The sequence below is a fragment of the Streptomyces netropsis genome, from assembly GCF_014203545.1.
In the GTDB taxonomy this organism is placed as follows: domain Bacteria; phylum Actinomycetota; class Actinomycetes; order Streptomycetales; family Streptomycetaceae; genus Streptomyces; species Streptomyces netropsis.
The window spans coordinates 590,550-603,037 of sequence record NZ_JACHJG010000003.1 but is presented as its reverse complement, the minus strand read 5'-3'; the positions used below and the strand labels follow the sequence as shown (position 1 = coordinate 603,037).

Genomic DNA, 12,488 nt, shown 5'->3' with positions numbered 1-12,488 from the left:
CTTGCGAGTGGGGGAATCAAGCCAACTTCACTCGCACTTACGTCCGGTTGATTGCTCATCGGTCCCACCGGTACCAACAATGAACACGTCAAAACCGAAAAGCACGTCGGTCTAGAGAGGACCACCCCCCATGAGACGACCTCTCGTCGGTGCGCTCGCGACGCTCCTCCTCACCGGAGCCACCGTCGGCGTCGGCACGACCTCCGCCTTCGCGACCTCGCAGGAGAAGGCGGACAGCAAGGCGGCCGTGGCCGTCACGGCCCCGGCCGACGCCGCGGCCGCGCAGGCCGCGGTCAAGCCCAAGGCCGTCGACTTCGCCGGCACGATCGCGCTCAGCAACTGCTCCGGTTCGCTGATCCGCATGCCCAACTCGGCCGACAACGACCCCGCTCTCGTCATGACCAACGGTCACTGTCTGGAGAGCGGCATGCCGGGTCCCGGCGAGGTCGTCACCGACAAGCCCTCCAGCCGCACCTTCAGCCTGCTCAACTCCACCGCGGGCAAGGTCGCGACGCTGCGCGCCACCAAGATCTCGTACGCCACGATGACGGACACCGACGTCACGCTCTATGAGCTGAACACCACGTACGCGCAGATCAAGCAGCGGTACAACATCAACGCGCTCAGCCTGTCGGGCGACCACCCGACCGCGGGCTCCGCGATCAAGGTCGTCTCCGGCTACTGGAAGCGGATCTACTCCTGCAACTCCGACGCGTTCGTGTACCGGCTCAAGGAGGGGGAGTGGACCTGGAAGGACTCCCTGCGCTACACCTCGGCCTGCAACACCATAGGTGGCACGTCGGGCTCGCCGGTGATCGACGTCAACTCCGGCAAGGTCGTCGCCATCAACAACACCGGCAACGAGAGCGGTGAGCGCTGCACGGTCAACAACCCGTGCGAGGTCGACGAGAAGGGTCAGGTCACGGTCCGCAAGGGCATCAACTACGCCCAGCAGACCTACCAGATAACCAAGTGCGTCGGCACCGGCAACAAGATCGACCTCGGTCTGCCCGGCTGCACGCTGCCCAAGCCGTAGCCGCCCGTCCCGAGCGCCGGACGGGCTTCCCCGCCCGTCCGGCGCTCGCGCGCTCCCGCGACGTCTACGGCAGGCCGTGGACGTGCGGTCCCACCGCGTTCGACCAGGCGCTGCCGTTCGCGGCGTCCCAATTGGTCGACCAGGTCATCGCACCCCGGATGTCCGGATAGGTCCTGGCGGGCTTGAAGGAGCCGCAGCCCGCGCCCTTGGCGAGACAGTCGAGCGCGTTGTTGACCACGGACGGGGAGACGTAGCCGCTGCCCGCGCCGCGGGGCGAGGCCGGCAGGCCGAGGCCGACCTGCGACGGGGCGAGGCCGCCTTCGAGCTGGATGCAGGCCAGCGCGGTGAGGAAGTCCACCGAACCCTGCGAGTAGACCTTGCCGTCACACCCGTTCATGGAACCGCTGTTGTAGTACTGCATGTTGACGACGGTGAGGATGTCCTTGATGTTCAGGGCCGTCTTGAAGTAGCCGGCCGAGGTCGACTGCATGTCGATGGTCTGCGGGGCCATGGTGATGACGAGCTTGCTGCCCGCCTTCGCCGACAGGGCGCGCAGCGCCTGCGTCATGTACGTCGGGTCGATCCCGTTCTCCAGGTCGATGTCGACGCCGTCGAAGCCGTACTTCCGCATCAGGGCGTGGACGGAGTCGGCGAAGTTGGCGGCGGACGTCGCGTCATTGACGGTGACCGTCCCCCTCTCGCCGCCGACGGAGATGACGACGGACTTGCCCGCCGCCTGTTTGGCGGCGATATCGCTCTTGAACCGCTCTTCCGTGTACTTCAGGGCGGGGTCGAGGGTGAAGTCGACCGCCCCGCGGGTGGCCGTCGCGTCGGCGAAGGCGACGGCGATGATGTCGTACTGGCTCGGTACGTCACTGATCTTCTGGACCGTGGCACCGTTGTCGAAGTTCTGCCAGTAGCCCGTGACGGCGTGCTTGGGTACGCCGGGACCGTTGCCGCTTCCGGCGGTGGTGGTGCCGGTGACGGCCGCCGACTTCGGGGACTCGCCCGTGGCGTTCGTCGCCGTCACCTCGAACCGGTACGAGGTCGAGGGCGCGAGTCCCGTCACGGTCGCCGAAGTGCCGCTGACGGCCTGCACTTTGCTGCCGTCCCGGTAGACGTGGTAACCGGTGGCGCCGCCGACCGGGTTCCACGACAGGGCGACGGACGAGGACGTCGCGGTGCCGGCCTTCAGCCCGTCCGGGGCGGCCGGTATCGGGTCGCCGGGGTCGGTGCCGCCGGGGCCCGACAGTTCGACGTCGTCGGCGAAGTAGCCGGGCTGCCCGTACCAGCCGTGGGTGTAGACGGTGACGGAAGTGGTGTCCGCGCCGGTCGTGAAGCGGGTGGTGAGCTGCTGCCAGCCGCTCGCCGCGGGCGTCCAGGTCGACACGTCCGTGGTGCCGGTGCCGCTCGCGCCGAGGTGGACGTAGCTGCCCTGGACCCACGCGCTCAGCGTGTAGGAGGAGCCGGGCCGGACGGCGACGGTCTGCGCGCACCTGGCATGGTCGGACCCGGCGGGGGTGGCCTTGAGCGCGGCCGAGCCGGAGCGCGCGGGCGAGGTGACCGGCAGGCCGCTGCCGCCCGAACAGGTCCAGTCGGCCAGCCCCGACTCGAAGCCCGGGTTCTTGACGAGGTTGGCCTGGGCGGCCGTGACGGGCGTCGTCGCGCCCGCGCCGACCGCCTCGGCGTTCGCGCCGCCGGCGGCGACGAGCGTGCCGGCCGCGAGGACGAGGGCGGCGAGGACGCCGCCGAGCCGGCGTCTTCCTCCGATGGAGCCGGTATGGCCGATGTGACGTACCCGATCCACGAGTGCCTCCGGTGGTAAGGGAGTTGGTGGGGGTGAGGGAGAGCCCTGGGGGGTATGACCGTGGGGGTGGTGGGCTCTGTATGCGCGTAAAGATGGTCCAGACCAATGCTTGCGTCAAGGGCCGGGAACGGTTCGGTGAACTCCCGTCCACGCCGCGTCGGAGCGTCGGCGGCAAACCCCGAAGAACGGTTCTCAGCCGCTCCATTCGTGGATAAAGTGCGGAGGCACCAGCACCGGGCAGTATCGATCCGCGTCCGCCGGAGCCCCCCGCGGCCGGAGTGAACGGGGAAGCCGACGTGCCCATCGCGATAGCAGTCACCAGCTCCGATCTGGTGCTCCCGCCCCCCGACGGGAAGACTCCGCACTCCGCCGTGTTCCAGCCGCCCGAAGCGCAGCCGCTGGAGACCGCGGTCGCCCAGGCGGGCGTCCTGCTCGACCAGTGCGGCCATCTGGTCGTCCTCTTCCCCGACTCGCTCCCCGGCCCGTACGTCCGACGCCTGCACACGATCCGGTCCGTCCTGGAGAGCGACCGGGTGGCCCTGCTGCCCATCGCGCTGCCGCCGCTCGCCGTCGGCGTACTGGCCTGCCAGTTACGGCAGTTGTCCGTGTCGGACCTGAGCCCCGGCGTGCTCGCCTCCGCGGCCCGGCTGCTCGCCCACTACATCTACGCGGGAGCCCAGCTCTCCAGCGTCACCCGGCTCGACCGGGCGGACGTCGGTCTCGGCAACCACCTGGCGTCCCTGCTGCCCGGCGCCCGCTTCGGGGCCCTCGTCAACCCCGTGTCCCGGCTGTTACGGATCGGCGCCGGTGAGACCCCCGACGGCCCCGGTTTCGGCACCCGGCTGACGCTCGCCCGCGGCAGGCCCGTCGCCGGCGAGGACTGGGTCCTCGACACCGTCGCGCCGCACTGGCGGGTCCAGGGCGTCCAGGAGGCCGTCTTCCCCGCCGAGTCCGCGCGCTGGTGGGGCACCCGCCGGGCCGTCGAGTTCGCCGCCGCCATCTGGGACCCCTCCGTGCTCTACCAGCTCGTCACGTCCGTACGGCGGGAAGAGTGCCGCTGGTGCGGGCTCGAACTCATCGGCGACCGCTGCGGGTTCTGCCGTGCGGCCGTGCCGCGTGCCGCCGCGGGCGCCCTCGGCCCGCCGGTACGGGCCGGGGCGAGTGCCCCGCACAGCCGTCGCTGACCCCCGCCGCACCCGGCCCGTGCGCCCGGTCGCCGCCGCTCCGCCGGGCCGCCACACCCCGGTCACATCCGACGAACGAGGTTCGCAGCCCCATGAATTCACGCCAGCGCCGCGGGATCATCCTGCTGCTCCTGTCGGTCCTCTGCGCCGTCGGCGCGTTCGTCGGAGTGTTCTCGGTCATCGACGACGTCGAATCGAAGGTCGGCCCCGAGATCACCGCCTACCGGCTGAAGGCCGACGTCCCCGCCTACCGGACCCTCGAAGAGGACGAGTTCGAGCAGGTCTCGATGCCCAGGCGCTGGCTCCCCGCCACCGCCGTCACCGACCTCGCCCGGGTGCGCGGGAAGATCGCCGTCACCCCGCTGCGCAAGGGCTCGCTGCTGCAGAGCGACATGATCGTCGCGCGTCCGGCGCTGACGGCCGGACAGCAGGAGATCGCCATCATGATCGACGCGGCGACGGGCGTGGCGGGGAAGATCAACCCGGGGGCGAAGGTCAACATCTACGCGACCTTCGACGCCAAGGAACAGGGCGCCAAGCCCGTCTCCAAGGTCATCGTCAGCGGCGCCCAGGTCATCGACGTCGGCAAGCTCACCCCCCTCGACCGCGACGGCGGCGGCCGAGGGGGCGGCACGACGCGCAAGGCGGCCGGTGACGCGGTGCCGATCACCTTCGCCCTCGGCACCAAGGACGCCCAGCGCGTCGCGTACGCCGAGTCGTTCGCCTCGCACGTCCGGCTCGCCCTCGTCGCTCCCGGCGGCGACGAGACGGTCAGCGAGGGCGACCGCACCTACACCCTCGACGGCGACAAGTAGCGGCACAAGAGAGGCAAGGGGCCACGGTGACGATCAGAATCCTCCCGGCCATCGGCGACCCGGACACCGCCCGTTCCATCGGCGGCCTGCTCGGCCAGCTCCCCGGCGTCGAGCCACTGCCGACCGTCGGGGACACCACCCGGCTCCTCGACACCCTCGCCGTCCTCGCGGCAGCCTCCATCGAGGAGCTCCCCGAAGTCGTCCTCGTGCACGAGCGCATCGGACCGGTGCCCGCCCTCGAACTCATCCGCGAGGTAGCCCTCCGCTTCCCGGCCACCGGGGTCGTCCTGGCCGCCGCCGACGCCGGGCCCGCGCTGTACGCCGCCGCCATGGACTCCGGAGCACGCGGCCTCGTCGGCATGCCGCTGTCCTACGAGGAACTGGGCGCCCGCGTCCAGGCCGCCGCGCAGTGGGCGAGCGGGGTCCGCCGGCATCTGGGCGGCACCGGCGACGTCCTCCCCGGGGCTGGTCCCGGCGGCCGGCTCATCGCCGTCATCGGCGCCAAGGGCGGCGTGGGTACGACCGTCACCGCCGTACAGCTCGCGCTCGCCGCGTGCGCCGCCGGTCGCGAGGTCGCCCTGGTCGACATGGACCTCCAGTCCGGCGACGTCGCCTCCTACCTGGACGTCCAGTTCCGCCGGTCCATCGCCGACCTGGCGGGCATCAACGACATCTCCCCCCGGGTTTTGCAGGACGCCGTCTTCCCCCACCCCACCGGGCTCGGGCTGCTGCTCGCCCCGGCGGAGGGCGAGCGCGGCGAGGAGGTCGGCGACCTCGCCGCCCGCCAGATCGCCGCCGCGCTCCGGAGCCGCTACGAACTCGTCGTCGTCGACTGCGGCACCCAGATCACGGCCGCCGGTGCGGCCGTGGTCGAGACCGCCGACACGGCCCTGCTGGTCACGACCCCGGACGTGGTGTCCGTACGGGCCGCCAAGCGCATGGTCCGGCTCTGGGACCGGCTCCAGATCCGCAAGGCCGAGGAGACCACGACCGTCGTCAACCGCCACACCCGCACCGCCGAGATCCAGCCTTCCCTCGTCGAACGGACCACGGGCACCAAGACCGCGCGGACCACGATCCCCGCCGGTTACAAGGAGCTCCAGGCCGCCGTCGACTCCGGCCGCATGCAGGACCTCGACGCCAAGTCCTCCGTCAAAGGGGCCCTGTGGACGCTGGCCGGCGAGCTGGGGCTGGCCGACGCCCCCGGCACCCGGCTCGCGCACGGCGGAGCCCACGCCGCCCACGCCGACCGCTCGATCGCGGGCGCACCGCGCCGACGGCGGGCCATAGGGGGCCCCGCCCCCGCCACCGGCGGCACCGGCCCGGACCAGCTGGCCCCCGTGCCCACCAGCCGCTTCCGCAGACGCGGCGGCGGCGATCGGGGGCAGGTCGCGGTGGAGTTCGCGGGCGTACTGCCGCTGATCCTCGTGGTGCTGGCGGTGGTCTGGCAGTGCGTCCTGGTCGGCTACACGTACTCCCTCGCCGGGAACGCGGCGGACAAGGGCGCCCGGGCGGGAGCGGTGGGCGGCGACTGCGCTGCCGCCGCGCAGGCCGACTTACCCGGCGCCTGGGGCGGCGACGGCATCGGCTGCGGCGAGGAGAACGGGGTCTACCGGGCGACGGTCTCCCTGGACGTCCCGGTGCTCTTCCCGGGGGCGGTGAGCTGGCCCTGGCAGGTGGAGAGCTCGGCCGGCGCGGCGCGGGAGGACTGAGCGATGCGTTGGCGACCGCGGACGGCGGCGGCACACGGGCGCGCGGCGGGCGAGGGTGTCCGGGCCGGGCGGACGCGGTGCCGATCGTCCCCCCGCGTGCGGGGCAGCGGTCCGGCCGGGGAGCCTGGTGACCGGGCTCCCCGGGCCCGCCCGGCAGACGAGGGCGGCTCCACCGGCCGGCCGCACCCGGCGGCCCGCCCGGCCGCCAGGGACCGCGGCATCGCGTCGATCGAGTTCCTCGGGTTCCTGCCCCTGCTGCTGATCGTCGCGCTGGCCGCCATTCAGCTGGGGATCGCCGCCTTCGCCACACAGCAGGCGGGCAGCGGGGCCCGCGCGGCGGCCCGTACGGCGACGCTGGACCGAACGCCGGGCGGGGAGCCCCCCGACCCGGAGGCCGCGGCGCGGTCCGCGATGACCGACTGGGTCGCCGACCGCGCCGAGATCGGAGCGCCGACGTGCCCGGACGGCGGTGAGGTCACCGCGACCGTCACGGTCACCGTCCCCGAGATCATCCCCGGCACCGGATTCAGCACCACGCGCCGCGCCACGATGCCCTGCCCCGCCGCCCTGGAATCCGGCTGGTCCCCGTATCCACCCCCGTACGCGAGGAGTGCGCCATGAGCCTGAGGGCGCGGATCGTCGCACCGGAAGCACCCGCAGACGGGCGGGAGTCGAGCCATCTCGTCCCCGTCTACCGCGCGAAGCTGCTGGAGGAGATCGACCTCGCCGAGATGTCCGCGCTGGCCGCCGCCGAGCGGCGCACCCGGCTGGAGCGGGTGCTCGGCCACATCATCAGCCGCGAGGGGCCGGTGCTGTCCACCGCCGAGCGCGACCGGCTGATCCGCCGGGTCGTGGACGAGGCGCTGGGCCTCGGGGTCCTCGAACCCCTCCTGGAGGACCCCTCCGTCACCGAGATCATGGTCAACGGCCCCGACCAGGTCTTCGTCGAGCGCGCGGGCCGCGTCGAACTCGTCCCCGTACGGTTCGCCTCCAACGAGCAGCTGATGCAGACCATCGAACGCATCGTCTCCACCGTCAACCGCCGCGTGGACGAGTCGAATCCGATGGTCGACGCCCGGCTGCCGAGCGGGGAACGCGTCAACGTGATTATTCCGCCCCTCGCGCTGAACGGCGCGACCCTGACGATCCGCCGTTTCCCGCGCGCCTACACGCTGCGGGAGCTCATCGGCATGGGGACGCTGGACGAGCAGACGCTGATGCTGCTGGCAGCGCTCGTGCGCGCCAAGTTCAACGTGGTCGTCTCCGGGCCGACCGGCTCCGGCAAGACCACCCTGCTGAACGCCCTCTCCGGGCTGATCCCCGAGGGCGAGCGCATCATCACCGTCGAGGACGCGGCCGAGCTGCAACTCCAGCAGACGCACGTCATCCGCCTCGAATCCCGGCCCCCGAACGTCGAGGGCAAGGGCCGCATCACCATCCGCGACCTCGTACGCAACTCCCTGCGGATGCGCCCGGACCGCATCATCGTCGGTGAGGTGCGCGGCGGTGAGACCCTCGACATGCTCCAGGCCATGTCCACCGGCCACGACGGTTCGCTGGCCACCGTCCACGCCAACAGCGCCGAGGACGCGCTCATGCGGCTCCAGACCCTGGCGTCCATGTCCGAGGTCAAGATCCCGTACGAGGCCCTGCGGGACCAGATCAACAGTGCCGTCGACTGCCTCGTCCAGCTCACCCGCAACGCCGACGGATCGCGCCGCGTCGCCGAGGTCGCCCTCCTCGACTCGCACGGCCGGGAGGACTACCGCCTCGCCACCGTCTGCCGCTTCGACGCCCGGCCGATGGGCGCGGACCGCGTCGTGCGCGGGCACTTCACGCACTTCCCCGTTCCCGAACGGGTCGCGGAGCGACTGCGGCTGGCCGACGAGGCCGTGCCACCGGCCTTCGGCGTCGCCGCGTCACCCACCGAACGCAGCCCCCGAGAGGCCGGACAGAGGTAACGCCGTACATGGACAGTATGGACAATCTCGCAACCGTCACCGCCGGACTCACCCTGGTGTGCGGCGCCCTGGGGGTCGCCGGCGTACACCTGTACGCCGCCGGGCGGGCCCAGCGCCAGGCGCTGGTCGACCGTCTCTCCGACACCCCCGCGCTGCCGCCCGCCGGGCGGGCCCGGCATTTCAGCGGCCTCGACCGGAGGCTGCGCGGCACCCGCTTCGGCTGTCGTCTGGAGTCGCGGATCGCCTCGACGGGGCTGGACGTCACCCCTGCCGAGTTCGCCCTGTGCACGCTCGCCGCGGCGGCCGGGCTGTGGCTCGTCGCGGCCGCCTCCCTCGCGCCGTTCTTCGGCCCGCTGGCCGGGGTCGTCGCGGTCTGGTCCGCGTTCGCCTTCCTCGCCTGGCAGCGCCGCAAACGCATCGAGAAGTTCATCAACCAGCTCCCCGAGCTGTCCCGCATCCTCGCCAACGCCACACAGGCCGGACTCGCCCTGCGTACCGCCCTCGGCATGGCGGCGGACGAGATGGAGGCCCCGGCGGGCGAGGAACTCGCCAAGGTCGCCGACAAACTGGCCGTCGGTCACTCCATCGACGCGGCACTCGACGAACTCGCCGACCGGCTGCCCTCACGCGAACTGGTCGTCCTGGTCACGACCTTGGTGCTGTCCAACAAGGCGGGCGGCACGGTCGTCAGCTCGCTGCGCAACCTCACGACGACACTGGAGGAGCGGAAGGAGACCCGGCGGGAGGTCCGCACCCAACTCTCCCAGGTGACCGTGACGGCCTACGTCGTCCCCCTGATGGGCATCGGCACGCTGCTGCTCATGGACCGCATCGCACCGGGGTCGATCGAGCGGATGACCGCAGGATTCCCGGGGCGGGCGGCCGTGGTCGCGGCCTTCGGGCTGTACGGGCTCGGTTTCTTCCTCATCCGCCGCATGTCCAAGATCGACGTCTGAGGGGCGGCCGGGAATGGGACTTCTGCTGGCGCTGCTGGTCGGGCTGTCCGTGGCGGGTGCCTGCTACGGCATCGCCCTCTGCCGCAGCGAGGCCAAGCTGCCCGCCGATCTGGCGCTGGCCCTGGAGGTCGGCGCGACCCGGACGACCGCCGTGGGGTCGGCCGTCGACCGGCTCGGCATGCGGTACGCACCGCTCGTGCTGCGCATGATGGGCGGCAAACGGGTCGCGAAGGTCCGCACCCGCATCGACCGGGCCGGCAACCCCGGCGGCCTCACGGTCGACCGGTACGCGGCGCGCCGCGCGGTCTACGGCTTCCTCGGCTTCGGTGGCGCGCTGGTGATGCTGCTCGAAGGACACGTCCTCATGGCACTGCTGCTGGTCGCCTTCGGTCTCTTCTGGATCGAGGTCGGCATCTGGGTGGCCGTGCGCGAGCGCAAGGACGCGATCGAGCGCACACTGCCCGACTTCCTCGACGTCCTCGCGGTGGTGGTGAGCGCGGGGCTGAGCTTCCGGCAGGCCCTGGACCGCGTCTCGGAGAAGTACGAGGGGCCGTGGGCCGACGAGCTGCGGATCACCCTGCGCCAGATGGACATGGGCGTCAGCCGCCGCCAGGCGTTCGAGGAGCTGCGCAAACGCAACGACTCCGAGCAGGTGGCGCAGTTCGTCACGGCGTTGCAGCAGGGCGAGGAGCTGGGCGCCCCGATCGTCGACACCCTGATCGACATCGCCAACGACATGCGCCGCACCGACGCCCAGCAGGCCCGCCGCCGCGCGGCCCGGGCCGTACCGAAGGCGACCATGGTCGTCACCACTTTCATGGTTCCGGGCACGATGATCCTGCTGATCGCGGGGTTCTTCCTCGGCTCCGGCACGGACTTCGGCTCCATCACGGGGGATTGAGCTGCCCACACCTCGCCCGCACCACCGCACTAGGAGACCCGATGGACACCCCGCCCCGTCCCGCCCGACCACCGGAGGGCGTTCCCCAGCAGCCCCTGTACGACGCCGGTGCCTCGCAGCACGCCTCCCAGCACACCTCTCCGCACCACGCCGCGCCCTGCTCGGAGCGAGCCCGTCCGACGGAGTTCGAGCAGGGCGCGGGGGCTGTGGGGGACCGGCTCGGGATCCGGGCCGACGCCGGGTTCGATACCCGGTTCGGGATACGCGAAGAGCCTTCACGTCTGCAATCGGATAGGGGATGGTCGTCCTCTGACGGGCCCCCGGAGGGGACCGCCGACGGCTCCTCCAAGGGTCTGACGGAGCGGTGGTGAGACGCATGGGCCGCCCGGGGTGGGTGAGTTTCAGGAGACGCGTGGTGTCCCAACTCCCCCACTGGGGAAGGGAATGGTGCCACGCGACCTGTTCCGCCACCGCCGATTCGGCGTACTTTTCTGGTGCCGCGAACGGGGACGCGGGTCGCACCACGGGGATCCACCCGCCGGACCGGACGGGCCCGGCTGCCCACGGAGGGGAAGACGATGGGAAAGCGGTTCTGGGAAGACGGCCTGGGGCACCGCCCGGGAGACGTCCGGAACGACGACCGGGACACCAGCCGGAGGGCCGGCCTGCGCGGCGCACGGGACCATGGGCGGGTCGGCGACCGGGACGCCGATCGGGGACAGACCTCGATCGAGTACCTGGGCATCATCGCCGTGGTCGTGGCGATCATCCTGGTGCTGACGACGACCGACTTCGGCACGATGATCGCGACGGCCATCACCAACCAGATCTCCCAGATCACCGGGTGAGCCGGGCGCCCTCCGCGCGTCACCCGACCGACGCCGGGCAGGCCTTCCCCCTCTACATCACGGCGGTGGCGGGCCTGCTCTTCATCGCCCTGGCCTTCTACGCGGTCGGCCGGGCCGGAGCCACGAAGAACGGCGCGCAGACGGCGGCGGACGCCGCGGCCCTCGCGGCGGCGCAGAGCTACCGCGATCAGCTGGGTGCGAGCTTCCTGCACGCCCTGCGCACCGACGCGGCGTGGCAGGGCATCCTCCTCGACGGCCGGCTGACGGACGCCGTCGACGTCTGCGGCGCGGCGGTGAAGTTCGCGAAGAGCAACGGCGCCTCGGTACGCGACTGCGCCCCGGCCGACCCGTCGCCGTCCTTCACCGTCGCGGTCGAGTCCCTCAAGGGCGTGGGGAAGTCGGTGATCCCCGGCACGGAGGGCAAGAAGGCCACCGCGACGGCGACGGCGGCCGTCACACCGCTCTGCGTGCCGGACGCCGCACCGCCGAAGGAAGAGCCGAAGCCCTCACCGTCGAAGGACAAGGGCGACGGGGACAAGGGCGGCGAGAAGCCGCCTGAGAGGCCCCCCGCCCTCTTTCTCGACTGCGACGGCAAGCACGTGACGATCGACCCGGGTCACCTCGACCGGCTTCCGGACACGGCGGAGCTGTTCGCCGTGCACCTCGCCGACTGACCAGCGAAGGAAAGTTGCCCATGAGCATTCGGCAGACGACGACGGCCCGGAGGGGTGCGGCCGGTGCGGCGCTGGCGGCCGTCATAGCCCTCGCCGTGGCGGGCTGCGGGAGCGACGGCGAGGAGAAGGACGGACCCGGCACCCCCCGCGCGTCCGGCGCCCCCCGTACGGCCGGGGACAAGCCCGCGCCGACGCCGAGCGAGACCATCGGCGAGATCAAGGGGCCCGAGGGGGTGGTCGTCGTCCTCCACTCCGCCGTGCGCGACACCGGGGGGTTCGTCACGGTCAGCGGGGTGGTCGCGAACCGCGGCTCGAAGCCCTACACCCCGCTGACCTGGCGCTCCAAGGAGACGGAGATGAAGTCCCAGTCGTCGGTGTCCGGGGCGTCCCTCGTGGACCGGGCCAGCAAGAAGCGGTACCTCGTGCTCCGGGACACGGACGGCGAGTGCCTGTGCACCACGGGCCTGGTCAACATCCGGCCCGAGGAGAGCCGGCCCGTCTTCGCGCAGTTTCCCGCGCCGCCCGCGAGCGTCACGGACGTCGACTTCCAACTGCCCACCATGCCGACCGTCCGCATCAAGATCTCGGGGTGAC

Annotated in this window: 12 protein-coding genes; 11 read left to right on the top strand and 1 reads right to left on the bottom strand. The window is 71.9% G+C overall.

Features of this window, described 5'->3' with window-relative positions:
* The first annotated feature begins 130 nt into the window (after positions 1-130).
* The gene (locus tag FHS38_RS10540; RefSeq protein ID WP_184733141.1) at positions 131-1,036 is read left to right on the top strand and encodes a trypsin-like serine peptidase; all 906 of its coding nucleotides are present in this window, start codon (positions 131-133) and stop codon (positions 1,034-1,036) included.
* A 64-nt stretch (positions 1,037-1,100) separates the two neighbouring features.
* Here FHS38_RS10540 and FHS38_RS10535 read toward each other — a convergent pair whose 3' ends face one another.
* Positions 1,101-2,843, bottom strand: coding sequence for a chitinase (locus FHS38_RS10535; protein ID WP_229822287.1), 1,743 nt, complete (start codon positions 2,841-2,843; stop codon positions 1,101-1,103).
* Positions 2,844-3,139: 296 nt separating this feature from the next.
* On the opposite strand from FHS38_RS10535, the gene FHS38_RS10530 reads away from it, so the two are divergent.
* The 10 genes from FHS38_RS10530 to FHS38_RS10485 all read left to right on the top strand — a co-directional run bounded on the left by FHS38_RS10530 (position 3,140) and on the right by FHS38_RS10485 (position 12,487).
* Positions 3,140-4,027, top strand: a complete 888-nt coding sequence (locus FHS38_RS10530) for a hypothetical protein (protein WP_184733139.1) — start codon at positions 3,140-3,142, stop codon at positions 4,025-4,027.
* Between the two features lie 92 nt (positions 4,028-4,119).
* Positions 4,120-4,842, top strand: a complete 723-nt coding sequence (gene cpaB / locus FHS38_RS10525) for a Flp pilus assembly protein CpaB (RefSeq protein ID WP_184733137.1) — start codon at positions 4,120-4,122, stop codon at positions 4,840-4,842.
* A 26-nt stretch (positions 4,843-4,868) separates the two neighbouring features.
* On the top strand, positions 4,869-6,554 hold the full coding sequence (locus FHS38_RS10520; RefSeq protein WP_184733135.1) for a P-loop NTPase: 1,686 nt from the start codon (positions 4,869-4,871) through the stop codon (positions 6,552-6,554).
* A 96-nt stretch (positions 6,555-6,650) separates the two neighbouring features.
* Positions 6,651-7,175, top strand: a complete 525-nt coding sequence (locus tag FHS38_RS10515) for a TadE family protein (RefSeq protein ID WP_229822289.1) — start codon at positions 6,651-6,653, stop codon at positions 7,173-7,175.
* Positions 7,172-8,515 carry a TadA family conjugal transfer-associated ATPase gene (locus FHS38_RS10510; RefSeq protein WP_184733130.1) on the top strand — a complete coding sequence of 448 codons (1,344 nt, stop codon included), beginning with the start codon at positions 7,172-7,174 and terminating at the stop codon, positions 8,513-8,515. The genes FHS38_RS10515 and FHS38_RS10510 overlap by 4 nt, the downstream gene beginning before the upstream one ends.
* Positions 8,516-8,532: 17 nt before the next feature.
* Positions 8,533-9,471: a type II secretion system F family protein gene (locus FHS38_RS10505; protein WP_373301791.1), complete on the top strand. Its 939-nt coding sequence runs from the start codon at positions 8,533-8,535 to the stop codon at positions 9,469-9,471.
* Positions 9,472-9,484: 13 nt separating this feature from the next.
* Positions 9,485-10,372, top strand: coding sequence for a DUF5936 domain-containing protein (locus FHS38_RS10500; protein WP_184733126.1), 888 nt, complete (start codon positions 9,485-9,487; stop codon positions 10,370-10,372).
* 665 nt (positions 10,373-11,037) lie between these two features.
* Positions 11,038-11,220: a Flp family type IVb pilin gene (locus FHS38_RS10495; protein ID WP_184733400.1), complete on the top strand. Its 183-nt coding sequence runs from the start codon at positions 11,038-11,040 to the stop codon at positions 11,218-11,220.
* Positions 11,217-11,894, top strand: coding sequence for a pilus assembly protein TadG-related protein (locus FHS38_RS10490; protein WP_184733124.1), 678 nt, complete (start codon positions 11,217-11,219; stop codon positions 11,892-11,894). Before FHS38_RS10495 ends, FHS38_RS10490 begins: the two co-directional genes overlap by 4 nt.
* A gap of 20 nt (positions 11,895-11,914) precedes the next feature.
* A complete protein-coding gene (locus tag FHS38_RS10485) occupies positions 11,915-12,487 on the top strand; it encodes a hypothetical protein (RefSeq protein WP_184733123.1) in 573 nt (190 codons plus the stop codon).
* The last annotated feature ends 1 nt before the right edge of the window (position 12,488 follow it).

What these genes read in the sequence shown, in the direction of transcription:
- FHS38_RS10540 (WP_184733141.1), top strand. Translation starts at nt 131, where the DNA reads ATGAGACGACCTCTCGTCGGTGCGCTCGCGACGCTCCTCCTCACCGGA.
- cpaB (WP_184733137.1), top strand. Translation starts at nt 4,120, where the DNA reads ATGAATTCACGCCAGCGCCGCGGGATCATCCTGCTGCTCCTGTCGGTC.
- FHS38_RS10510 (WP_184733130.1), top strand. Translation starts at nt 7,172, where the DNA reads ATGAGCCTGAGGGCGCGGATCGTCGCACCGGAAGCACCCGCAGACGGG.
- FHS38_RS10505 (WP_373301791.1), top strand. Translation starts at nt 8,533, where the DNA reads ATGGACAATCTCGCAACCGTCACCGCCGGACTCACCCTGGTGTGCGGC.
- FHS38_RS10500 (WP_184733126.1), top strand. Translation starts at nt 9,485, where the DNA reads ATGGGACTTCTGCTGGCGCTGCTGGTCGGGCTGTCCGTGGCGGGTGCC.
- FHS38_RS10485 (WP_184733123.1), top strand. Translation starts at nt 11,915, where the DNA reads ATGAGCATTCGGCAGACGACGACGGCCCGGAGGGGTGCGGCCGGTGCG.